This is a genomic window from Paenibacillus sp. MAH-35 (assembly GCF_058135425.1).
This window is the reverse complement of record NZ_JBYUPU010000005.1, coordinates 240,737-263,485: the sequence shown is the minus strand read 5'-3', so window position 1 is coordinate 263,485 and position 22,749 is coordinate 240,737. Positions and strand designations below refer to the sequence as shown.

The 22,749-nt window shown below is 55.0% G+C and carries 21 protein-coding genes; 12 read left to right on the top strand and 9 right to left on the bottom strand.

Annotated elements, in window-relative coordinates; all coding sequences use genetic code 11:
- Positions 1–6 precede the first annotated feature (6 nt).
- The 5 genes from AC3Y2E_RS07670 (at position 7) to AC3Y2E_RS07650 (ending at position 6,221) form a co-directional block, all read left to right on the top strand.
- Positions 7–1,119, top strand: a complete 1,113-nt coding sequence (locus AC3Y2E_RS07670) for an ABC transporter ATP-binding protein (protein WP_190931848.1) — start codon at positions 7–9, stop codon at positions 1,117–1,119.
- Between the two features lie 150 nt (positions 1,120–1,269).
- Positions 1,270–2,004 (top strand): DUF2189 domain-containing protein, encoded by a 735-nt coding sequence (locus AC3Y2E_RS07665; RefSeq protein ID WP_379208804.1) that lies wholly within the window; start codon positions 1,270–1,272, stop codon positions 2,002–2,004.
- A 111-nt stretch (positions 2,005–2,115) separates the two neighbouring features.
- Positions 2,116–3,834, top strand: a complete 1,719-nt coding sequence (gene nagZ / locus AC3Y2E_RS07660) for a beta-N-acetylhexosaminidase (RefSeq protein ID WP_379208801.1) — start codon at positions 2,116–2,118, stop codon at positions 3,832–3,834.
- On the top strand, positions 3,831–5,021 hold the full coding sequence (locus tag AC3Y2E_RS07655) for an anhydro-N-acetylmuramic acid kinase (protein ID WP_379208799.1): 1,191 nt from the start codon (positions 3,831–3,833) through the stop codon (positions 5,019–5,021). Before nagZ ends, AC3Y2E_RS07655 begins: the two co-directional genes overlap by 4 nt.
- Before the next feature lie 66 nt (positions 5,022–5,087).
- The gene (locus tag AC3Y2E_RS07650) at positions 5,088–6,221 is read left to right on the top strand and encodes a serine hydrolase domain-containing protein (RefSeq protein WP_379208797.1); all 1,134 of its coding nucleotides are present in this window, start codon (positions 5,088–5,090) and stop codon (positions 6,219–6,221) included.
- 157 nt (positions 6,222–6,378) lie between these two features.
- Here the strand turns inward: AC3Y2E_RS07650 and AC3Y2E_RS07645 are convergent, their stop codons facing one another.
- Entirely contained in the window at positions 6,379–7,266 is an 888-nt protein-coding gene (locus AC3Y2E_RS07645; RefSeq protein ID WP_379208795.1) for a hypothetical protein, read from the bottom strand.
- A gap of 229 nt (positions 7,267–7,495) precedes the next feature.
- On the opposite strand from AC3Y2E_RS07645, the gene AC3Y2E_RS07640 reads away from it, so the two are divergent.
- On the top strand, positions 7,496–8,815 hold the full coding sequence (locus tag AC3Y2E_RS07640; protein WP_379208793.1) for an AGE family epimerase/isomerase: 1,320 nt from the start codon (positions 7,496–7,498) through the stop codon (positions 8,813–8,815).
- 114 nt (positions 8,816–8,929) lie between these two features.
- Entirely contained in the window at positions 8,930–10,057 is a 1,128-nt protein-coding gene (locus tag AC3Y2E_RS07635; RefSeq protein WP_379208791.1) for an SGNH/GDSL hydrolase family protein, read from the top strand.
- A gap of 187 nt (positions 10,058–10,244) precedes the next feature.
- Here AC3Y2E_RS07635 and AC3Y2E_RS07630 read toward each other — a convergent pair whose 3' ends face one another.
- The 3 genes from AC3Y2E_RS07630 to AC3Y2E_RS07620 form a co-directional block, all read right to left on the bottom strand.
- The gene (locus AC3Y2E_RS07630) at positions 10,245–10,823 is read right to left on the bottom strand and encodes a hypothetical protein (protein WP_379208789.1); all 579 of its coding nucleotides are present in this window, start codon (positions 10,821–10,823) and stop codon (positions 10,245–10,247) included.
- Positions 10,824–10,886: 63 nt separating this feature from the next.
- Positions 10,887–11,207, bottom strand: coding sequence for a quaternary ammonium compound efflux SMR transporter SugE (sugE, locus tag AC3Y2E_RS07625; protein WP_379208786.1), 321 nt, complete (start codon positions 11,205–11,207; stop codon positions 10,887–10,889).
- 57 nt (positions 11,208–11,264) lie between these two features.
- Entirely contained in the window at positions 11,265–11,813 is a 549-nt protein-coding gene (locus AC3Y2E_RS07620) for a TetR/AcrR family transcriptional regulator (RefSeq protein WP_379208784.1), read from the bottom strand.
- Positions 11,814–12,140: 327 nt separating this feature from the next.
- Here AC3Y2E_RS07620 and AC3Y2E_RS07615 point away from each other — a divergent pair, with 327 nt between their 5' ends.
- A complete protein-coding gene (locus AC3Y2E_RS07615; protein WP_379208782.1) occupies positions 12,141–12,716 on the top strand; it encodes a hypothetical protein in 576 nt (191 codons plus the stop codon).
- A 328-nt stretch (positions 12,717–13,044) separates the two neighbouring features.
- Here AC3Y2E_RS07615 and AC3Y2E_RS07610 read toward each other — a convergent pair whose 3' ends face one another.
- Entirely contained in the window at positions 13,045–14,166 is a 1,122-nt protein-coding gene (locus AC3Y2E_RS07610; RefSeq protein WP_379208780.1) for an SGNH/GDSL hydrolase family protein, read from the bottom strand.
- 252 nt (positions 14,167–14,418) lie between these two features.
- On the opposite strand from AC3Y2E_RS07610, the gene AC3Y2E_RS07605 reads away from it, so the two are divergent.
- Positions 14,419–15,309 (top strand): sugar phosphate isomerase/epimerase, encoded by an 891-nt coding sequence (locus AC3Y2E_RS07605; RefSeq protein WP_379208778.1) that lies wholly within the window; start codon positions 14,419–14,421, stop codon positions 15,307–15,309.
- Between the two features lie 82 nt (positions 15,310–15,391).
- Here AC3Y2E_RS07605 and AC3Y2E_RS07600 read toward each other — a convergent pair whose 3' ends face one another.
- Both AC3Y2E_RS07600 and AC3Y2E_RS07595 read right to left on the bottom strand, forming a co-directional pair.
- A complete protein-coding gene (locus AC3Y2E_RS07600) occupies positions 15,392–15,796 on the bottom strand; it encodes a CBS domain-containing protein (RefSeq protein WP_379208775.1) in 405 nt (134 codons plus the stop codon).
- 176 nt (positions 15,797–15,972) lie between these two features.
- Positions 15,973–16,791, bottom strand: coding sequence for a helix-turn-helix domain-containing protein (locus tag AC3Y2E_RS07595; protein WP_379208773.1), 819 nt, complete (start codon positions 16,789–16,791; stop codon positions 15,973–15,975).
- 126 nt (positions 16,792–16,917) lie between these two features.
- On the opposite strand from AC3Y2E_RS07595, the gene AC3Y2E_RS07590 reads away from it, so the two are divergent.
- The gene (locus AC3Y2E_RS07590; RefSeq protein ID WP_379208771.1) at positions 16,918–18,243 is read left to right on the top strand and encodes an ABC transporter substrate-binding protein; all 1,326 of its coding nucleotides are present in this window, start codon (positions 16,918–16,920) and stop codon (positions 18,241–18,243) included.
- Positions 18,244–18,562: 319 nt separating this feature from the next.
- On the opposite strand, the gene cyoE is transcribed toward AC3Y2E_RS07590, so the two are convergent.
- Positions 18,563–19,522 (bottom strand): heme o synthase, encoded by a 960-nt coding sequence (gene cyoE / locus AC3Y2E_RS07585; RefSeq protein WP_190929353.1) that lies wholly within the window; start codon positions 19,520–19,522, stop codon positions 18,563–18,565.
- Positions 19,523–19,796: 274 nt separating this feature from the next.
- On the opposite strand from cyoE, the gene lplA reads away from it, so the two are divergent.
- Positions 19,797–20,786, top strand: a complete 990-nt coding sequence (gene lplA, locus AC3Y2E_RS07580) for a lipoate--protein ligase (protein ID WP_379208769.1) — start codon at positions 19,797–19,799, stop codon at positions 20,784–20,786.
- Positions 20,787–21,163: 377 nt separating this feature from the next.
- Here the strand turns inward: lplA and AC3Y2E_RS07575 are convergent, their stop codons facing one another.
- Entirely contained in the window at positions 21,164–21,814 is a 651-nt protein-coding gene (locus AC3Y2E_RS07575; RefSeq protein ID WP_190929355.1) for a transcriptional regulator, read from the bottom strand.
- 584 nt (positions 21,815–22,398) lie between these two features.
- Between AC3Y2E_RS07575 and AC3Y2E_RS07570 the strand changes: the two genes are divergently transcribed.
- The gene (locus tag AC3Y2E_RS07570) at positions 22,399–22,581 is read left to right on the top strand and encodes a hypothetical protein (protein ID WP_190929356.1); all 183 of its coding nucleotides are present in this window, start codon (positions 22,399–22,401) and stop codon (positions 22,579–22,581) included.
- Positions 22,582–22,749 lie beyond the last annotated feature (168 nt).

Below are 22,749 nucleotides of genomic sequence, written 5' to 3'. Positions count from 1 at the left end.
ACACATATGGCACGAGTCGAATTCAAACATGTGGTCAAAGAATATCACGACGAAAAACGGGGGACGTTCACGGCGGTATCCGATTCCAATTTCGTCATTGAAGATAAAGAATTCGTCGTATTCGTCGGTCCGTCCGGCTGCGGCAAAACGACTTCGCTGCGCATGATCGCAGGTCTGGAGCGGCAATCGAGCGGCGACATCGTCATCGGCGACAAAATCGTCAACAGCCTTCATCCGAAAGACCGCGACATCGCGATGGTATTTCAGGACTACGCGTTGTATCCGCATATGACGATCAAGGAAAATTTGTCGTTCGGACTCAAAAACCTGAAGCGTCCAAAAGAGGAAATCGAGAAAAAGGTGCAGGACGCCTCGAACATTCTCGGCCTCTCCGAAATGCTCGACCGCAAGCCGCGCGAGCTTAGCGGCGGCCAGCGTCAGCGTGTGGCCGTAGGGCGAGCGATCGTGCGCGACCCGCAAGTATTCCTGTTTGACGAGCCGCTCTCGAACCTGGACGCCAAGCTGCGCGTACAGATGCGCGTCGAGCTGTCCGAGCTGCACAAGCGGCTGGGCGCTACGATCGTATACGTGACGCACGACCAGGTGGAAGCGATGACGCTCGGCGAGCGGATCGTCGTGATGAACAAAGGCAGCATCCAGCAGATCGCCTCCCCGGCCAAGCTGTACAACGAGCCGCAAAATATGTTCGTGGCCGGTTTCATCGGCTCCCCGGCGATGAACTTCATGGACGCCCGGATCGCAGGCGGCAAAGCCCAACTCGAAGGGGTCGCCTTCTCGCTGAGCGACGCGATGGCGAAGGCGCTGCAGCCTTACGAAGGCCAAGAATTAACGCTTGGCATCCGTCCGGAGCACATCTATGACGAATACTATGCAGAGAAGATGGGAGTATCCAAAGAAAATACGATGCAGGCTACCGTTCAAGTGATCGAAAACTTGGGTGCGGAGACGCTGCTTTATTTCCGGGTCGGCTCTAGAATGGTAACCGCGCGGGTGAATCCGGAGACGGACGTCCGCCTCGGACAAATGATGACGTTCGTCTTCGACAGAAGCAAGATGCATTTCTTCGATCCGAAGACCGAGCAGCGCATTGTATTCTGATCCGGTTGCTCTTAGATGAAGATGTATAGAAGAAAAGAAACCGATGCGAAAATAAGGGTGGATCTCCACTCTTATTTTCGGTCATCCGGGTGTAAGAACGGGCAACCGGTTTCATCGGAAGCAAGTATACAGGTTCAAGGAGGAATCGAGATGCGCAAATTGAGCGAGATTGTCATCCAATCGGGGAAGCGGATCTACCAGGACATTATTTCCGTTGCCCTGTTCAGTATCATGGGGGCGCTTGTGCTCGTTCCGTTCGTCTTTTTTTTACCGGTCGGCATCTCGTTGTTCGTGCTGCCATTCGTGATCGTTCCGCTATGCGCCGGAGCGCTGCATGCCACCCACCGGATGATGAAGGGGGAGCGGCCGAAGGTGTCCGCGCTGTTCGCCGGCGCCTGGAAGTTCGCTCTCCCCTCGTTCGTCATCGCCTTTGCAACCTCGATCTTCATCCTCATCATCGTCTCGACCTGGTGGTATTACGGAGGCAAGCCGGGCATGCTTTATTTTGCGCTGGCCGTGTTCCAGACGTACTTCGTGGCCATGGTGCTCGTCTCGCAGCTGTATGCGCTGCCGCTGATCGTGCAGCAGGGACTGGGCGTATTTACGGCGATGGGCCGGAGCGTCAAACTGTTTCTGGCCCATCCGGGCTACACCGTCGGCGCGTTTGTTCAACTGCTCAGCGTAACGGTGCTGCTCGGGTTGACCGTGATCGGTTTTGCCGCGCTTTATTTGGGGATGTACGCGATCTATTCGAATCTGGTGACGGCCAACTTGCTGGCGAAGCCGGAGGAGGACGAAGGCGATAACGGCAAAACGGGATCGTATGCCGGCTTGTCCCCTAGTGCGGGAGAGCGGCTTGACGCCTTGTCGGTTCCCGGACAGTGACAGAGATAGAGATGTTAAACGAAACATCTGCTTGTTACTGGAATGGAGCGGACTTTCGTTCCGCTTATAGAGAGAGAAACGGAATGCATCGGACACAGGAGGAGACATACGTTGAACACGAATACGAAACGTGCGCCGGAACACGGCGCCGCGGAGCATAGAGATACGGAAGCGTCGCGGGTCGAGGCGGCTGTCTCGGCCATGACGCTGCGCCAGAAGATCGGGCAGATGATTCATTGCGGTTTTCACGGATATGAGCCCGGAGCGGATATCGAGCGGATGATCCGGGACCGTTATATCGGCGGAATCATTTTGTTCGCCCGTAATGTGCGCGATACCCGACAAGTGGCTGCGATGAACGCCGAATTTCAGCGGATCGCGCTGAAATCCGGTCAGCCTCCGCTGACGATCGCGATCGATCAGGAGGGCGGCATGGTCGCCCGGCTGACCGAAGGCGTCGCGCTAATGCCAGGCAATATGGCGATCGCAGCGGGCGGAGAGCCGCAGAACGCCTACGATGCCGCGCGGATTACCGCTGAGGAGCTGCTTGCGCTGGGCGTGAACCTGAACTATGCGCCGGTGCTCGATGTGAACGTCAACCCGGCGAATCCGGTTATCGGCGTCCGCTCGTACGGCGAGTCGCCGGAGCTCGTGGCCGAGTACGGCGCGATGGCCGTCCGCGGCTTGCAGGAAGCAGGCGTAACGGCAACGGCTAAGCATTTTCCGGGCCATGGCGATACGAACGTCGACTCCCATCTCGATCTGCCGACGGTCGGGCATTCGCGGGAGCGCATCAACGAAGTGGAGCTGGTGCCGTTTCGCCGGGCGATTGCGGCCGGAATCGATGCGATCATGTCTTCGCATATCTACTTCCCGTCGTTCGAGACGAAAAAGCTGCCGGTTACGCTGTCTTACAACGTGCTCACCGGTTTGCTGCGCGAGGAGCTCGGGTTTGAGGGTGTTATCATGACCGACTGCATGGAGATGAAAGCGATCGCCGACCATTACGGCACCGTGGATGCGGCGGTTATGGCGGTCGAAGCGGGGGCGGACTGCGTGCTGATCAGCCATCGCCACGATTTACAGGAGGGAGCGATCGAAGCGCTGGTCGCCGCCGTAGAGTCGGGGCGGATTAGCGAAGCGCGCATTACCGAATCGGCCCGCCGCCTGCTTGCGATGAAAGAGAAGCGCGGTATTACTGCAGAGTCGGTCGTAACGATTGCAGACGAGTCGTATTACGCGGGCTCGGCTTTCCGCAGCGTCGGCAGCCGCGAGCATCTGGAGACGGCGCAGCGGATCAGCGAAGCGAGCCTGACGCTGATCAAGGACGAAGCGGGATTGATTCCGCTGCGCCGGGGAGAGCGTACGCTCGTCATCAGTGTGCTGGCCGCCGCCGTGTCGGAGGTGGATGAGTCGGTCGATCTGCCGGTAACGCTCGGTCAGGCGCTGGCAGCGCAAGGGGTTGACGTCGAAGAACGCAGCGTGCTGCTGGAAGAGGTCGGTTCGTCGCTAGCGGAGCTCGCGGTGCTGGCCGGATCGTTCGGGCAAGTGGTCGTCGGGACGTACAATGCATCGCTGCGCCCGGAGCAGGCCGCACTTGTACGGGCTATGATCGATGCGGGCAGACAACCGGTCGTTGTAGCGCTGCGCAACCCTTACGATATCGCAGCGTTTCCGGATGTGACGGCTTATGTCGCAGCTTACGAATCGCGCCCGCTAGCGCTGCAATCGGCTGCCAAAGTGTTGGCCGGAACGATAGAGGCCACAGGCCGTACACCGGTTACGATTCATCGGGATTATCCGGCAGGCTGGAGGAGGGAACCGAAATGATCGGAGAGCTGACGAACAAACCGAGCCGTCTCATCATCGGACTGATGTCCGGTACGTCGCTGGACGGCGTCGACGCCGCTATCGTGCGGGTGGAAGGCAAGGGGCTGCAGACGAAAGCGGAACTCGTCGGGTATACGGCAGTCCCTTATGACGACAAGCTGCGGGAGAAGCTGAAGGAGCTGTGCAGCGTCGATCACTCCGATGTCGCCAAAGTGTGCGGGATGAACTTCTATATGGCCGATGTGCTGGCCGAAGCCGCGGTCCGGGCTGCCACCGAAGCCGGGCTGCCGATGGACGAGATCGACCTGATCAGCTCGCACGGACAGACGGTATGGCATATCCCGGTAGCCGACGAACAGGACTGGTCGCTCGTCCGGTCGACGCTGCAAATCGGCGATATTTCCGTAATCGCCAAACGGACGGGGAAGCCGGTCATCGGCGATTACCGCACCGCAGACATGGCCGTCGGCGGTCAAGGAGCTCCGCTCGTGCCTTATGCCGATTTTATCTTGTTCCGTGACGAAGCGAAGGGCCGGATCGTGCAAAATATCGGCGGGATCGGCAACTGTGCGGGCATTCCCGCAGGCGGACAGCCGGAGCAGGTGATCGCATTCGACACCGGACCGGGCAATATGCTGATCGATCAGGCCGTGCACACGCTGTCCGGCGGGGAGAAAAGCTATGACGCCGGCGGCGAATGGGCGGCGCAAGGGACGGCGGACGCCGCCATCGTCGCGGAGATGATGAGCCACCCGTACTTCGCCATGCAGCCGCCGAAGACGACGGGCCGCGAGCTGTTCGGCAAAGCGTATGCGCAGCAATGGATGGAACGGATGAGCCGCCAAGGGCTCGGCGATGCGGATATCGTCGCCACGTTTACGGCGTTCACCGCCCATTCGATCGCGCAAGGCTACCGGGAGTTCGTCTTGCCAGCGTGCCCCGCATCCGAAGTGATCGTGTCCGGGGGCGGAGCGCACAACCGGACGCTGCTGGCGATGCTGGCCGGTCTGCTGCCCGGCCTGTCGGTAACGACGTCGGACGCGCTGGGTATATCCAGCGATGCGAAGGAAGCGGTGGCGTTTGCGGTGTTCGCGAACAATTTCCTGTTCGGGATTCCGAACAATTTGCCGTCGGCAACCGGAGCGCCGGTACAGACGATTATGGGCAAGCTGGCGCTGCCGGGCTGAATAACGATCGGGCGGCCGTGCGCTGCTTACGGGCAGGGCGCCACCGCTCTAAAGGAGCGATAAGTGATGATGGATCAAACGAACGGAAACGATCTGCCCCCGCATTCCACAGCTTCGATGAATCCGGAGAGAATCGCCGATGCTTTCCGGCTGGTGGATGAAGCGGTGGCGCGCGGAGATACGCCGGGTGCAGTCGCCGCTGTCGGACGCGGCGGCGCCATTCAGGCGATGCATACTTGCGGCTCCGCCCATCTGGCGGCGCCGGGCGGTGAAGCCGTCTTGCCGGTCCGTAGCGATACGATATTCGACTGCGCGTCCTTAACGAAGGTTGTCGCGCTGCTCCCGCTTGTGCTGCTGCTAGTCGAACGCGGCCGGCTGCGCCTCGGGGACCCGGTCAAGCAGTATATTCCCGCCTTCGCCGCAGAAGGCAAAGACGCGGTTACCGTCAAGCAATTGCTCACTCATACATCAGGACTTATCGCTCATACGAACTTATATTCGCATGGTTGGTCGCCCGAAGAGATCAAAGCACATATCTTTGCAATGCCGCTTAATTACGAGCCGGGGACGAAAGTCGTGTACAGCGATCTTGGCTACATTACGCTCGGCGAGATCGTTCAGACCTTGCTGGAGGAACGGCTGGATACCGCCGCGCGGCGGTATGTATTTGAACCGCTGGGCATGAACGATACGTTTTACGTGCCTGCGGCGGACCGGCTTCCCCGTATAGCTGCTACGGAATACAGTCAGGAGCTGGGCCGGCATAAGTGGGGGGAAGTGCACGACGAGAATGCAGGCGCGCTCGGAGGGATCAGCGGTCATGCCGGGCTGTTCTCGACAGCCGCGGATTTGGCAAAGTATGCGGCCATGTGGCTGGCGAAAGGACGGATCGGCGAGAAGGGGCGGCTGCTCAGCCGCGCTTCGGTGGAAGCGGCAACGCGTACCCAGACCGGGAATGTGCCGGCGAACCGGGGACTCGGCTGGGTGCTGAAGGGCGACTCGATGGACGCTTCCGGCGATCTGATGTCGCCGGCGACCTTTGGACATACCGGATTTACCGGAACGAGTCTGACGATCGATCCGGCGGAGGATACCTTTGCTATCCTGCTGACGAACCGGGTGTATTACGGCAGGGAGAGGTCGGTCGTCCGGCTTAGACATTTGTTTCACAATGCGGTTGCCGCCGCTTGTTCGGAGTAAGTCTACAGGGGCTGGTACCCGAGTTGGCTTGTTTTCTGTTCGTTATGATTTTCGGAGCTTCAGCGGGAACTTGTTCATAAATGAAAAGGGCTGTCCAGAGTTACACTTGTAACCCGGGACAGCCTTTTCGAAATGAAAGTGGGATTGTGCGCCGCGCTTACTCGAAGTACGTAAACGTCCACTCTTCCTCGGAAGCGTCCCAAGCGGTAGCGTCCGTATATTCAGGTACGCCGACGAACTCCAGCGTATATTCGATCTCTTCGCCCGGCATCAGATGAACGGATAAGCCGCTAAATACATGATCCGCTGCTTGCTCGGAATCGCCGGCCTCGTTGTACAGCCAAATTTTCACATATACGCTTTCGACAGTTTCGATATTTTTGGAGCCGGTATTGATGAATTTGCCGGTGGCCATCAGTTTGCCGTCCTCGAAGTATACGCTCGTAATCTGGAAGTCGAGTATAGCCGCTTCTTCTTCAACGGCCGCTTCTTCGTACACTACTTCGTCCTCATACACGGCTTCCTCTTCATAAACTACGGCTTCTTCCTCGTAAACGACTTCTTCTTCATAGATAACGACTTCTTCCTCGTAAACGACTTTTTCTTCGTAGACAACGACTTCTTCCTCATACACGACGACTTCTTCTACCGCTTCATCCAGATAGGTGAACTCCCAGTCGCCTTCCTCGGCGCTCCACTGCGTCGCATCCTCATACTCCGCTACGTCAGGGAATTCCAGCGTATATTCGATCGACTCGCCTGGCGCCAGCTGCACGGCCAAGTCCGTGAAGTAGTGGTTGGCTACTTCCTTCGAATCGCCGTCGTCGTTGTACAAAAAGATTTTTACATCCACTTTGTTAACTTTCTCAATCGCTCTATCCCCGCTGTTTGTAAAGACTCCTGCAGCCTTCAATACTCCGTTATCGTAACCGACTTCCGTTACTTCGAAGTCTAGAACCGCATCGGCGAAAGCGGTGGCCGATACAACCATCATCGAACAAACCAAAAATAAAGCAGCAATTACGGATTTTAGTGCTTTTTTCATTTTCTCACACTCCTAGTAGATATGTACGAATTCATGTTGATTATAGGGCAAGCCCTGGGCCGTTTCTACTAGTATTTAACATCTGACATCGGTTTTCCGGTATACTCCTGATCTTTGGGTACGGGTAAACTTCCGGCAAAGAACATGCCGTTGTATAACGAAGCGTTATATGATAGTTTGACTAGTAGACAAAGTGAAACTTGCAGGGAAAGGGTTTGGGTGAGCAGAGATGACCGTATCGTATAGTGCCGGAAACTTGCAAGAGTTGTACGATTTCTATGAGGATCATCTGAAACGGGTGCTGCTGCCGTTCTGGCTGCGTTCTACTGATGAGGAGGACGGGGGCTACTTCAACTGTTACGACAACACGGGGGCGACCCTCGTCTCGACGGACAAGTATACGTGGTCGCAGGGCCGGTTCGTCTGGATGTACGCGAAGCTTGCTTCGATGACTACAGATACTTTCAGCAGGGAAGAGCGGATCCAGTTTCTGGAACTGGCGGGACAAGGCGCGCGGTTTCTGATGAACCACTGTCTGCTGGAGAACGGGAATTGTACGTTTGTGATGGACAAGAAAGGCAATCCGAAGCGGAACGCTACGGGTGACCGTTACGACTCCAGCATATTTGCCGATTGTTTCGTCATTGCGGGGTTGTCCAAATACGCAGCGGAGTCGGGGGACGCCGCAAGTCTCGAATTCGCCCGCACGTTGTACGGGTCCGTCATGGAGAGATTCCGCAGCGGCGATTATCAGATGGCTCCGTACCCGACTCCGGAGGGCTATAAGTCCCATAACATTCCGATGATCTTGCTGAACGTGACGCAAGAGCTGCTAGAGGCGGAGGAGTCGCTTCCGGCAGCGGCTGCAGATCAGGCGGGCAGCGGGCGGCTGGAGCATTTGCGCGACAATATGAAGATGTTCCTCCATGAAATTACGTATCATTTTATGCGCGAAGACGGTGTGCTGAATGAGATGCTGGCGGCGGACAACAGCCGGGTCGACTCGCTGCTGGGCCGGTACTGCAATCCCGGTCATACGATAGAAGATATGTGGTTCGTCATCCATGCGGCCCGCAAGCTCGGACTGGACGCTTATATCCCGAAAGCGCTGCGCACGACGAAAAAAATGGTGGAGCTGGGCTGGGATTCCGAATACGGCGGACTTCTTCTCTTCGTCGATCAGGACGGAGGTCAGCCGCACGGCGACCTAAGCGGGATCGAGCATACGGCGATGGCCGGCCAAATCCGGCAAAACTGGGACAACAAGCTGTGGTGGCCGCATTCCGAAGCGCTCTATACGACGCTGCTCGGTTACAGCTTAACGCGCGACGACGATTTTCTGCGCGATTACAACCGGCTTCACGACTATACGTTCCGGACGTTTCCGAACCCGGACGAAAGCGTGGGTGAGTGGATTCAGATCCGCAAGCGCGGCGGCGAGCCGATCGACAAAGTCGTCGCTTTGCCGGTCAAAGATCCGTATCATATCATCCGGAACGTCGTCTATATCATCGAACTGCTTCACGGAATGAGGGGCGCGGAGAAGTAGGGAAATCCGTAAAAATTTTTATATTTCCCAACGGTACTTCCTGGACAGGCTGTGGTAAAATCGGGAAGAAAAGGATCACCGGAGCAAATCCGGTTAGAAGGAGGCCGCATACCGATGGCGGAGCAAACGAAGCAAACGAATCAGGTGGATGCGCAAAAGCTGGACCCTAATATGACGCTGGAGCAGACGGGGAACCTCGGGATGATCTGGATGTCGCCCAAGGAGAAGCCGTTTCGCTTATCCGGCTTTCCCTGGTTTGAGCAGGATCAAGTGTACCGGAGACTGCCGGTACAACCGAATTATCCGATTCGCCCGGAGGTTCAGCAGCTGTCGAAATCGACAGCCGGAGGCCAGATCGCGTTCCGGACGGACTCGGCCCGACTGGCGATCCGCGTCAAGCTGTCGGGCAAGGCGAATATGTACCATATGCCGTCCACCGGCCAATGCGGATTCGACTTATACTTTGGCGAGACGGGCGATCAGCACTTTTACAGCATATCCCGATACGATCATACGAAATTGGAATATGAAGTAATGATGTACGAGTTCCCGCAAAAGGAACTACGCAGCGTAACGCTGAACTTCCCGCTGTATCAAGGGGTCGAGGAAGTCGAAATCGGGATCGATCCGGGAGCGGAAGTGATTGCGCCGGCGCCTTATGCGAATAACCGCAAGGTGATCATTTACGGAACCTCGATCACGCAGGGTGGCTGCGCTACCCGTCCGGGGATGGCGTATACGAACATTTTGAGCCGCAGAATTCCGATGGAATTTATTAACGAAGGTTTCTCGGGCAACGGCCGCGGCGACCCGGAAGTCGCCCGCGTCTTGAGCGAGATTAGCGATCCGGCCCTGCTCGTGCTTGATTACGAAGCCAATGCGGGCGAAGTGGACTTGATGCGCAAGACGCTTCCTGAATTTATCCGGGTTTACCGCGAGGTTCATCCGGACGTGCCGATATTGGTGCTGTCCAAAATCCAGTTCGGCCGCGAGCGGTTCGAGCCGGCGCTGCTCCAGAAAAGAATGGACATGATGCAGATCGAGATGGAGACGGTTGAAGCGTACCGCCGGCAAGGGGACGCCAATATTCACTTTTTTGACGGCACGGCGCTTCTCGGCACGGACAGCTACTACGAGTGTACGGTGGACGGGGTGCACCCGACCGATCTCGGCTTCCTGCGGATGGCCGATACGCTTACGCCTGTGCTTCAGGAACTGCTCGGTTTTAGCCGGCAACCGTAATTCGCAATCTGCGTACGATGCGTGATTGAATCATACAACTGCTGGATACGGAAACAGCCGCAAGGAGCCCGTACCCGGTTAGAGCTTATTTTGTGCTTGTGCTGGAAAGGGACTGACGGATCGCCGGGCCCATTCAGGCACAGCACGTAAGCTCTGACCCGGCACCAGGTCCCAAGCGGCTGTTTTTCTATTCGCGCTTAGTTGCGGCATTCCAGCGCGCGGCATGCTTGCCGAGATGAGGATGCGGCTGGAACTCGGGGCCTGCGGCGACGACGAGCCGGATTTTGCGTATCCACTCCTCGAAGCCCTGATAAGAGGCAAACCGGTTCGCGGTTCCTTCCGACAGGCCGAGGAAGTAAGGTCCTTTGTACCGCTCCTCCATATAACGCAGCGCGGTGTCCATCGGCGTATACTTTTTACGCTTCCGCTCCCACGTGTCGATCTCGGTTCGGACTCCCGAGCGGATCGAATCGGCTGCTTCGCGAAGCGCCTCCTCGCGCTTGTACATCGGCGCCGGGAACCGGACGCCCATCCGTTTCAGCGTCTCCTCATGGGGCACGTACCAAACCACGCGTGAAATAAACCGGCGCTCGGCCCATCCGGCGAGCTCGGCAAGTCCTTGCCGGTCCAGCCAATCGCCGGCGACGGACGACGGGCTGTCTTCATCGTCGCCAAGGTCGAAGCTGTCGTAGATCAGCAGCGTGCCTTTTGACGTCTCCTCAGGCGGTTCGTAGCCGAACGGCACCTGGATTCCGGTTCGATCCATTCTCGTTCCTCCCTTTTCGCTAGAAGAGTAAGCTACCCTTAGTATGAGGCCTGTTGATTCGGATTACTCGCCGGACGTTACTTTCAGACCGACGATGCCTGTCACGATAAACAGCAGGAACAAGATTTTCGTCCATTCTCTCGGTTCGCCGAACAGGATCATCCCGACGATGACGGTGCCCAGCGCCCCGATTCCCGTCCAGATAGCGTAGGCCGTACCGATCGGCAGCGACTTCAGCGCAAGCGACAGGAAAAAGAAGCTGACGGCCATCCCCGCGACCGTGATGACGCTCGGGCCGATTCTCGTAAACCCGTGCGAATATTTCAGGCCGAAAGCCCATACCACTTCAAATAAACCGGCAATCACCAAATAAAACCAAGCCATGTCTCCCACTCCACTTCCGTTCTCTAGTTGTAAGATAAGCTTCTGATCGACGATGCATCAGCGGGCGATTCCTTCCCAAAATATCGACCAGACGGAACGCAGCCGCTGCTGGAACTGGTCCGGGCCGTAATAAAACATCTGTACGAACGATCCGTCCAGCAGGCAGTAATAAGCGGCGAGCAAGTCGTCCGCATCCCGGCCCGCGATCGATCCTTCCTCGATAGCCGCTTTGAAAATGCTGCGGTAGACGGCGGTTTGTCTCTTCTCCGCCTCCATGAACCGCCGCTGCAGCTCGTCCTGCAAGGAGGAAGGAGGGAACAGCATCGCCCGTTTCAGAAACGCCGCCTTTTCCTCATCGAGCAAGTAATTGCGGCACGTCTCCGACAAAATCGTATACAGCTTCGTCCCGGTATCTTCCTCCCGGACCGATTCGATCAACGCTTCGAGCTTGCGGACGTGCTCGGCCTGCACCTCTTCGTAGACGGCAAAATATAGCTTCTCCTTGCTCTCGAAATGCGCGTACAGCGACGGAGTCTTAATCCCTACTTCTTTGGCGATCGCGGACAGAGGCGTCCCTTCATAGCCGTGTGCGGAAAACAGTTTCAACGCGGCGGATTTAATAGCGGTAGCGGTTATAAACGATCGCTCCTTCCGTTCTTCTAACTAACGGTAGTTAGGTAATCGACGATACTCATGATAGCAAACCCGCGCTGGATTCGCAAGCTCCGATTGTGCGCATTAGTCCTTATCCGCCCTGTAAATCCTCCTCGACCTGCAACCTATTGAGGATTTCATCGTCATATAAGCATGCAGCTATTATCCGGAAATGGAGGGGAGTCTATGCGTCCGATCCGCTGCCTTATGCCGGTTTTTACTCTCATGCTCGTTTTTAGCTTATGGTTTCCACCTCGAGCTGATGCGAAGCTTCTTATTTTGCCGCCGGCCCAAATGATCGAAAAGTCGGATGTGATCGTCACGGGCAAAGTGGAGCAATTACAGCCTTCCAAAGAAAAGCAGGGAGGACAGGAAGCCGTCATCCTTATCCATCGGGTGCTAAAGCAGCCCGAGTCTTTCGACATGGAGCCGTTCCACCGCAGCGGTGTGACTGTAAAAGAGTTTATTTATACGACAGGCGCTGTCATTCAGGCGATCCCGCCCGTCGGAACCGAAGTGATGGTATTGCTGCAGGTGAATAACGGGGAGCTTTCTTTTACCTCGGACAGCAACAATATCGCGGTCATACAAAACAATCGGGTGACTGAAAGTTATCGGGGAACGAATTCCACGGAACATCCGTACACCGAAACGTACAATCAATTTCTGCAGGATCATCCGCTTGAAGCCGGGGAAGAGAAGCTTTGGGAAGATAGCGAAGCGGTTCCCCCTACGGGTAAGCAACCGGGGCAGTACGCGGCGATCGGAGCCGGTTCCCTGCTGCTGGTGCTGGTATTGGCCGGAGTCTGGTACGGCATACGACGGAGCCGAAGAAGCAAGCCGCCGCAGACGTAATTCAGCGGCGGCTTCTAAATGTCGTTTTTGGAATTAGGGTCAACCTCCTAACGAAGTATGGATCTACCACAGGTTAGTACGAAATCCGAACAGCGATTCTCCAAGTTTAAGACTGGAGTTGAAAAAATATACCGGTGTTACGTATGTGGAAAAAGCAAGAGTATTTCCTCTTCCAAAATCCGGAAAACGGGTAACGCGAATGGTCAAGAAAAGAATCGGCTGATTCGAGCGCCGCCTCGAACCGATTTTCCTTGAGAAAAAGGACCTCCACCCCCACTTTACCGTGGAAATGGAGGTCCTTTCGTTTGGAAACGGGCAAATTCCCCGTTTACTCCAAAATAAACCCTTTGAAGTCAACCCGCTCCGACGGTCCTGTGAAAACTTCCAGCTTGTACAGCCCGATGTCCAGATCGCCGATTACCGTCTCGGGGCTTTCCAGAGATTTAGTTTCGCCGTTGATCCGAACGTAGGTGCGGCTGTCCGCCGAGCTTCCCCGGTACGCTGACAAGCGAAGCTTCTTCTTGGAGCTCACGAACACCCAAGCGGATAGGATGCCCAGATCCGACGTATCCGCCTTCGTGCGGTCCACATACACTTTGAAGCTGCCGGAAGGGGCATCCGGCATGGTCAGCCAATCCTCCGGCACGCAGTCGAACACCCGCTGGCTCGAATAGTCGATCTTGGTGTAAGAGTCGACGGCGATCGTGCGCGGACAGAAGCGGGAGAACAAATACTCGGCTTCTGCGCGGTGGCCGGCATCTCCAAAGTGCAGCCGGTCCGAGATGATCGCTGCGGTGCTAAGCGGCGAGTAGAGCAGGAAGCTTTCGCCGAACTCGTTCAGATCGATGAGCTGCAAGCCGTATTCGTCCGCTAGCTCGCGCTTTACCTCATTGGCTGCGGAATGAATGTGCTCGCTCGTCCGCATCGGGTATTCGTCCGCATATTGCGTCAGCACCCCCGGTTCTACGGTCGCTTGGGTCGTCAGCAGAAAAGGCTGGATGCCTCGCGAATAACACCAGTCGATCAGCGTCACGATTGATCGCTTGAAGCCTTCGCGGTATGCCTTTTCGTTCGGATAGCCGAGCCGGTCGTTAATCCCGAAGCCGATTCCGATCATTTTGACGTCGCTGTAGGCGGAAGCTTCGCCGAACTCCTCGCTGATGACCTTCACTGCCCATCTGGCCGTCTGACCGCTGAAGCCGGCATTGTAGATGCGCAAGCTGTCGTTGCCGGTCGCCTGCCGGAGCAGCTCCTCCAGCTTTTTCGAGAATGCGTTCGGGGATTGGTTGTCGGCGCCGATCGTATTGCGGACCCAATCGGTTGTATTGGCACCGTCAAACGTACTGTCGCCAAAAAATGCGACCGGGAATTTGCCGCCGCCAAGCCACTCAAGCCAAGCTTCCGTAAACGTATGGATTCTGTGCGATACCGATTTTGTTAGCTGGTTCATAAGAAACTAGAACACCTCCAGTAAAAAACTATTCGTCGCCCGCCGGGGAAACCCTTCCGGCCAAACGACGGAGCAGGGATTTGCCGCCCCACCCGCGCCGTCTGCCGTCTTGCCCTGAACAGGAAGTGCGGCCCGGTGCCGATGAAGCGTCGGAACATCCAGCAGCCGAAGCGCGCAACCAAACCGGTTGCCGAACCGTCCAATTTAGGAGATTATTAGTACTGGACGATATAGCTTATTAGGGGGACTCGGATGAGACGATTGCAGATGGGCATGTGGGACAAGCTCGACCCGGTCAAGTGGCAGCAGGTACAGCTGGATATGCTGAACGGACTTGAGATTTGTCGTTATGCCGATGAGAAAAGCTTGCGGGAGGTACAATTATTTTGCGAGCGGAGCGGAATCCGCTACGGCGTGCATGGGCCGATTCTGGGCGATAACGGCTACGAACTGCCGCTGCTGAACGCCCCGGACGCCGAGGAACGACGCGAGGCCATGAGGGAGGTCGAGGCCCAAACCGGGATTGCCTCCCGCTACGGGGCCGATTACATTTTGTTTCACTATCCGTACCTCCCCGTCTTTCAACCGCCGATTCGCAAGCTGTACCGCCGCTTGCCTGGAGAGCGGCAGCGATATGCCTCCGACCGGCTTCCGCGGGCCGAATTCCGCGACATCTCCGAGCGGATGTTCCACGAGCTTGCCGAGCTGCAACATCGCTATAAGCAGCGGATTTTGCTGGAGCACGACTTTTTTGGCGAGTACGAGGATATTTTCACCGACATGTTTTTGCAATTTCGCGAGATTGGGCTTGTCGTCGACACCGCCAGGCTCGATATCACGCGGCGGTGTTTCCACGGTTTCGATCCGTACGCTTGGATCGACCGGCTCGCCTCCTGCGTCTATCTGGTGCATTACAGCAACGTCCGGTATGAGGAAGACACGTTCAGGCATCACTTGCCTGTACGGGAATGTGATGGCAGGGACGACAGCTGCGGAGATGCTTACTTGTATTTGCGTCATTTGGCCGAGCGGAATTCGGCGTTCCACCTGACGTTCGAGCATAACCATACGCTTGTCGGCACGGAGGAGCTGCGGGACATATACCGGAGGGCCGCTCAAGTGTGCGGCATCCGTACCCTTTGATTTGCACCGGACGGGATAATGAAAAACAAAAAAGCTGCCGGTTGAACGGCAGCCTGCTATCCGCAAGATCAGGTCTTTCCAACTAATCTACAATATTCCGGGTATAGTATGCGATTATATCTTTGCGGCGAATAATGCCGAGGAAGACGCGATCGGCGTCTACGACCGGAACGAAGTTCTGATCGGCTGCCAGCGCCAGCATATCGTCCAAATCGGCGTTGATCGCAACGCATTCGACTTTCAGCCGTTTCTTGATGGAGGTAACGGGGATTTCGTGCATCGTATCGAAACTGAGACCGGGTGTTGCTTTCAGCTTCCATAACAAATCTCCCTCAGACAGGGTTCCGAAGTATAGGCCATTGTCGTCCAAGATCGGAATCGCTGTATAGTGGCTCGCCTCCAATTTATCCATGGCTTCCTTCATATTAGAGGATGTCGTGAGGTAAGAGACCTCATTTTTGGGATATAAAAACGATTTGATATCCATTGCATCACGCTCCTTTGGTATATTAAATCATATTTCGTTTCGGAACGCATGTAAAAGTGACTGAAGCATGTTCTGATGCTGAAAGGGATGTCGACTGACAAAAACATAATCCGAATCAAGTCCATGCAAGTAGCGGGCTTTTTTCCGTTTTGTGGAAGCGCAGCAAGTGACCGAGTTTACAAGCGATGGGCCGCCCTGAACTCAGACGGTGTCTTCTGCAGCTTTTTGACAAACAGCCGGCTTATGTACGAGCCGTTGCGGTATCCGCATTTTTCTGCGATGTCTTCCAGGTTCAATGTCGTTTCCTGCAGCAGCTTGCAGGCTCGTTCCAGACGCAAGGTCGTCAAATAGTCAAGCGCAGTCATGTTAAAGGCCGCCGAAAAGCGCCGGGAAAATTGCACGGGAGTTAAGCCGTAGGCAGAAGCGACCCTGTGCAGGTTCAGCTCTTCGAAAGCCTGCTGACGAATGGTCAGCGCCGCTTGATCCATAAGCGGATCTGTGGTGGGCCTGTCGAGATGAAGAGGGACAAGATGGCGCTCCGTCATAAACATAAACAGCAAATCGTCCACCAGGTGCTCGACCCATCGAAGCACGGGTTTCTGGGCGCTGGCGTGTGGGAACGAACGCAAGTAACCGAAGACGGATTGCAGGCGGTTCGTACGTGCCAGCGGCAGACGGCAAGGCAGCAAATGCCGTTCGGCCAGCGCCGCAGATACCACTTCTCCCGTATCGCGGTGAACCCAATCGAAATGAAAATAATGAAACGACAGCGGCATCTTGATGCGGCGCTGAAACGAAGTCTCCGGCGGACACAACACCAGATCTCCGGCGGAACCGATCCCCTCCTCGTCCCCGATGCGATAGGAAAATTCCCCTTCCTCGACGGCAAACATGCACCATTTCGGATAGGAGGTGCTTTCGATTTCGAAAGTCGTTTTGCGGTTCCAGTAAATGTAGGCGAACATCTGGGCGCGCACCTGCCATAATTCGATCATTTTCATCACCTGCTTTATTGAAAGAATGTCTACACTCTATTATAAGTTTGTGCATGTTCATGTAAAGCTTTCGGATTTACACTTGAAACATCGTATACGAATCAATTCAAATGGGAGGTCAACGAAATGACTCAATCAATGGCGCACGGCAGCGGGAGAAAACAGACATTACTCGCGATTTCAGCAGCAGTTGTTTTACTGTCGGCAGGATGCGGCTCGGCGGGGGATCTCGGTGAAGGCGCAGGAGTGAAAAAACTTTCAAACGAACTGAAATCGGTTACAATTAGTGCCGCACTGGACAACACGAACATTGATGCGTTTACGGAGCAAACGATCAAAGACGCGCTGAAGGTAAAATATCCGCATATTACTTTAGACTTGATCCGTCCGGGAAAGGGCACGACATTGGCTGAGCTGATTACGGCGGGAATGACGCCCGACCTTATTTTTACTTTTAATGGAAACCTGGCTCAGTACCGGACAAAACAGCTGGAGTTTGACCACCGGGAACTGGCAAAAACGCAAAATTTCGATCTAAGCCGGTTTGACGAGACGATGATCCGGGACACTCGGGTGAGCTCTCCCGGAGACGAGTTGTACGGCATTCCGATCAGCCGCAGCTTCCATGCCCTATATTATAACAAAGATTTGTTCGACAAATTCGGAAGCGCTTACCCGAAAGAAGGGATGCTGTGGAGTGAAGTGGTGGAACTGGCCAAAAAGGTCACGCGCCTGGAAGGCGGCGTGCAGTATCGGGGCATCGATCCGGGGGCGGGCATTATTTGGATTTCCCAGCCGTTGTCGGCTGCCGCGGTAGACTACAAGACCGAGAAAGCTTCCGTCCGCACGGATCAGTGGAAGCAAGTGTTTGAGCTGGTGAAATCGATGTATAAGATACCCGGAAATATGATTCAGCCGGGCCATACGCCGAACAATGACTTTATGCAGGAAAAGAATCTGGCGATGCTCGCGAGCATGAATTTGTTTTCTGCATTGGAAACGCCGACAAAGGAAGGTCTGAACTGGGATGTGACGCAGTATCCGAGCTATCCGGAGCGGAGAAACATATTTGCCAACGCCAGTGTACAAGTCATGGCGATTACGCCGACAAGCAAAAACAAGGAGGATGCGCTGCGCGTGATTGAGGTTGCGGTATCCGATGAGGTGCAAAAGGAGCTGTCTGCCGACGGTCAAATCACGTCATTGAAAAGCGATGAGGTTAAGGCGGCTTTCGGCCGCAGCAAGCCGTACCTGAAAGACAAGAATATTCAAAGCATTTTCAAAAGCTCCCCGGTCCCCTATCCGATCGCTTCGCAGTACCGTAGCAAGGCGGAGGATATCGTGAACAAGAAGTTCGTCTTGTTCCGCGATGAACAGCTGGATGTGAATACCGCCTTGTTGCAGGCGGAGGAAGAAATCAACAACATGATCGAGACGGAGCGGCTCAAATAAAAAAAGAAGTGGATGGATGCAGGCCTGCTCGTTGCCATCCGGAGCATACTTGGCAAAACGATCAACACATTCATCGTACAGCTTACACAACGTCCACGGTCGCTGCAATATATGTTTTGCCGATGCCGGGTATAAGAAAGGGATGCCTCCTAAAGTACACGTCCACCAAATACGGATGTGTACCAAGGCATCCCCGTCTGCTATTCAGCTCGATCAGGTTTGTTACAAATGATATGGATTTACTAATCCATAAGATTTCCCGGTTGTCGGCGACAAGTGCAAGTAACGTTTTCAAGACAAGGGCATATATCTATTGCCTTTAATGAAACAACGGGACGATAAGCGAATACCCGATAATGCCCAGCATCAGAACCGTAATGTGGAGCAGCGAGAAACCGAACATGGAGTTCGCCCATTTGTTCTCCGGTTTGCGGCGGTAGCCTGACACGCTAAGAACGATCCACCAAAGGCTAAGCGCGGCATTCGTCAACGCGATAATCGGATGAAGCGACCAGAATAACACGCTGGATACCAGCAACGCCACCAAATATGCGTTCATTTGCACGTACGTTCTGTGAATGCCTTTCACGACAGGCAGCATCGGAATGTTAGCTGCCCGGTACTCTTCCATGCGCCGAATCGCGATAGCGTAAAAGTGAGGCATCTGCCAAATAAGCATCATCAGAAAAATAGCCAACGCTGCCGGATGAGTGATGTCGTCCGAGATAGCCGCCCAACCGATCAGCGGCGGCATAGCGCCCGATAAGCTTCCGACCTCCGTGTTATAAATCGTTCTGCGCTTCGTCCACATCGTATAAGGAAAAACGTAAAAAAACAGTCCGAGAAAGCCGAATACAGCGGCTAGCGGCGAAGCCAAATACAAGACGATCGTCCCGAGAAATGCTGTCGAGAAACCGATAATCAAGCCGCTTTTCGTGCCGACCTGTCCGGTTACGGTCGGTCTCGTTCTCGTTCTCTCCATAATGGCGTCGATATCCCGGTCATACAAATTGTTGAAAACGCCTGCCGAACCGATCACCAAGGAAGAACCGATCAAGGCAAACAGGATGGGACCGATCTGATCAAATATGGACAATTGTTCGACATAAAGGGCCATACACAGACCCGCGAACATCGCAATTAAGTTCGATTTCACAATGCCGATCTTAATTGTATCGAATACAACTTTAGTGAACGATCTCGTCCGTATGTCGAGACTTAGTGTCTGTTTTTGTACGCGCTCCACGAGATGCCCGCCCCTTCCTATATTTCTCTCCATCTAATGTTACCATAAATCGCGTTCATATTTCCGGTTTGCCAGTAAGGAATCATTATTTTGTCAAATTGTTATGGCGCAAACGTGTCCGTAACGGTTATTTGCTATAGGATTTAGAGAGGAAGCGCTCGGGACGGATAGCCGCCGTACTGGAGGCGGATAGGGAAGCGGCGGCGGTCGGGTGGAACGAACCTGCCGGTTGCGGTATAGTGGGAGAGGAGGCCGGTTTCCGGACGAAGGCCTTCCGACTACCGTAACGGAACAAGGAGAAGACGCCATGCTGTTCATCGATAACCGCGGCATTACCGACCCGGCGCTTAACCTGGCGCTGGAAGAATACGCTCTGAAAACATTCCCGGCCGACGAGGACTATTTGCTCTTTTATATCAACGAGCCGTCCATCATTATCGGCAAAAACCAAAATACAGTCGAAGAAATAAACGCCGCATATGTGAAGGACAACGGCATTCACGTCGTTCGCCGGTTGTCCGGCGGTGGAGCCGTCTATCACGATCTCGGCAATCTGAACTTCAGCTTTATCACGAACGACGACGGCAAGTCGTTTCACAATTACCGCAAATTCACGGAGCCGGTTGTGCAGGCGCTGCGTGGGCTCGGGGTCGAGGCGGAACTGACCGGTCGCAACGATATCCAGGTCGGAGAGCGCAAAATATCCGGCAACGCCCAATATTCCACCAAAGGCCGGATGTTCAGCCACGGTACGCTGATGTTCGAATCGCAAATCGACAATGTTGTATCGGCGCTGAATGTAAATCCGGAGAAGATCAAATCGAAGGGCGTCAAATCGATTCGCAGCCGGGTGGCGAACATCTCCGAATTTCTGCGCGAGCCGATCGTGATCGGGGAATTCCGGCAACGGCTGCTGGGGTCCATATTCGGCGGTACGGACATTCCCGAGTACAAGCTTGCGGAGGCGGACTGGGAAGCCGTCCGGAAACTGGCGGACGAGCGGTACCGCAACTGGGATTGGAACTACGGCAGATCCCCTTCGTTTAACGTCCGCAAGACGCTGCGGATCGAGGGGGCTGGCACGTTCGACGTCCGCCTGAACGTGGAGGGCGGCAAAATCGCCGAGGCCGCCGTATTCGGCGACTTCTTCGGAGCCTGGGACGCGCAGGAATTCGCGGACAAGCTCGTCGGCGTCAAGTACGACGAAGAAGCGGTCCGGGCGCTGCTGGACGAGGTGGATCTGACCCGGTACTTCGGGGCGGTCACGAAGGAGCAGTGGCTGGAGTTGATGTTTTAGCATCATCGCCATCAAGCGTTCGATAGAGAGGCCGGTTGCTGTGGATAGCGGCCGGCTTCTCTATTTAGTTTGCTAGGGGGCAGCCGTGACTCTGCCGAGGGTGCCACAGCCTTGGGCGGGGGTGTCATAGCCTTGGCAAGGGGTGACTCAGCTGCTGAAGGTGTCTGAGTCTGCCGAAGGTGTCTCAGCCAGCTGAAGGTGTCTCTCAGCTAACGAACTCAATCGCGCTTATTGCCGAGAAAATGGCTTCTTTTTTGATGTAACGAACTCCAGCAGCCTTATGGACGAGTAAATAGACGGGAATGAAATCGCAGGATCGTAATAACGCCTATGTAGTTCGTAGCAATGCAGATCGCTACAAGTGGACTCAATAAGAGTTATTGAGTTCGTAAGCCGTACGTACGATAACGCTGCTTACCGCTAACCACTAGCAGAAGCTGAAGTTCGACCAACTTATGAAGAACCCGCCTCGCATGTTGATCCGTGATCCGCAAATGAATGGCCAACTCCGAAGGTGTAAACGGTCGAAGCAGCCGCCTCGCATAACGAACGGTTTCCGCCTCCAGCCAAGTCAAAGGTTCGGGCACATCCATAGCAACAAACTTCCCGATAAAGGAAAGGACAAGCTGCTGGCAACGTTTGGGTTCATCGGTAATGGACCCGTAAGGGATGGAAAGAAACATCCACTCGTCCAGTGTCAACAAGCAATGCCGCCAGCATAAGTCCTTAAAGCGTCTCACATCGAGATCTCTTGCATGCGATCCGTAGCCTTGAATCTCGATGCCTCCTTTTACGCCGCCGGGCATATAAGCCAGATCCAGATAGCGATAACCGTTGTGGAAGTCGCGTACTTCCCATTCCGGATACAGATGGTTAAAGTTTTTTACAGCCGGAAACCAGACGGAGCGTAGAAACTCGTGAGTACCGTGGCCGAGTCCCTTCTCCAGTAGTTCGACTCTTCTATGATTTTTTTCATGGGCAATGGCCGACCGTACCCATTCCTCGTAGGCTTGTTCAAATCTTGACATCGAATCCCACCTCTCTCTACTTAGGCTAAAAATAAAGAAGCCACTTTGACACAAACCCACCAGTCAAGGTGCAGCGTGTATCAAAGCGGCGTGTGCTTCACAACCGAACGTATATTTCAAGTATACCCGGATTCATAGAAAATTCAATTACCGATTGTGCTCTGAATGGGGTACGGCGTTTAGGGGGGAGAACGGCTATCCGGTCCGTTTCGGTTCGGGATTCGTCGGCCGTTTCGGGGGAGGCCGGAGCTTGCTGATGGCAGCTTTTTGGAGGTTTTCCAAAAGGACCAATGAGGCCGAATAAGCGTTGGAAGGACAAGCTGCTCCCAGGCCGCGCCGCTCGCGATCCCGGCGTGCGGTGCCCGGTCACACGTCGGCTGTCCTGCTGGCAACGCTTGGGTTCATCGGCAATCCAACGAAGGGCTCGTTAGAAACCCGATGAACGGCTCTTTAGAAACTACCATTTCTGAAAAAATTGGTTTCCGCGCCGCCGTCCATCTCCTACCAATCGGTGCACTTGTCCAAGCGCGTTGAGAGATTGCTGCATATACTGGCAGCATATGACGTACGGGAGGTGGAGGTACATGGAAAAACTTCTCACTCATGCAGGAGGAGTTCTGGCCGGATATGTGCTGACCGAGCTGCCGCTCGACGGTACGATGATATCCAGCCTGGAACCGGTATTAGACGGCGTCGGCATCGTCTCTATGGTCCTATTCTCGGGAACGTTGATCTACAAAGCCGTGAAAACGTTGATGGGCAAATAATTATGGATACGCGCTGCGCGCTGTAAGGCGCAGCTGCGAAGGACCGGGGACCAATTGGCCCCGGTTCTTTTTAACGTTAAAGAATGTTTAAGTTTACTAAAGCGTTAAAGTGGTAAAATGGAACATTCTTTACCCGCCGATCAGGTTCGGCTCACCGAAGCACTGTCT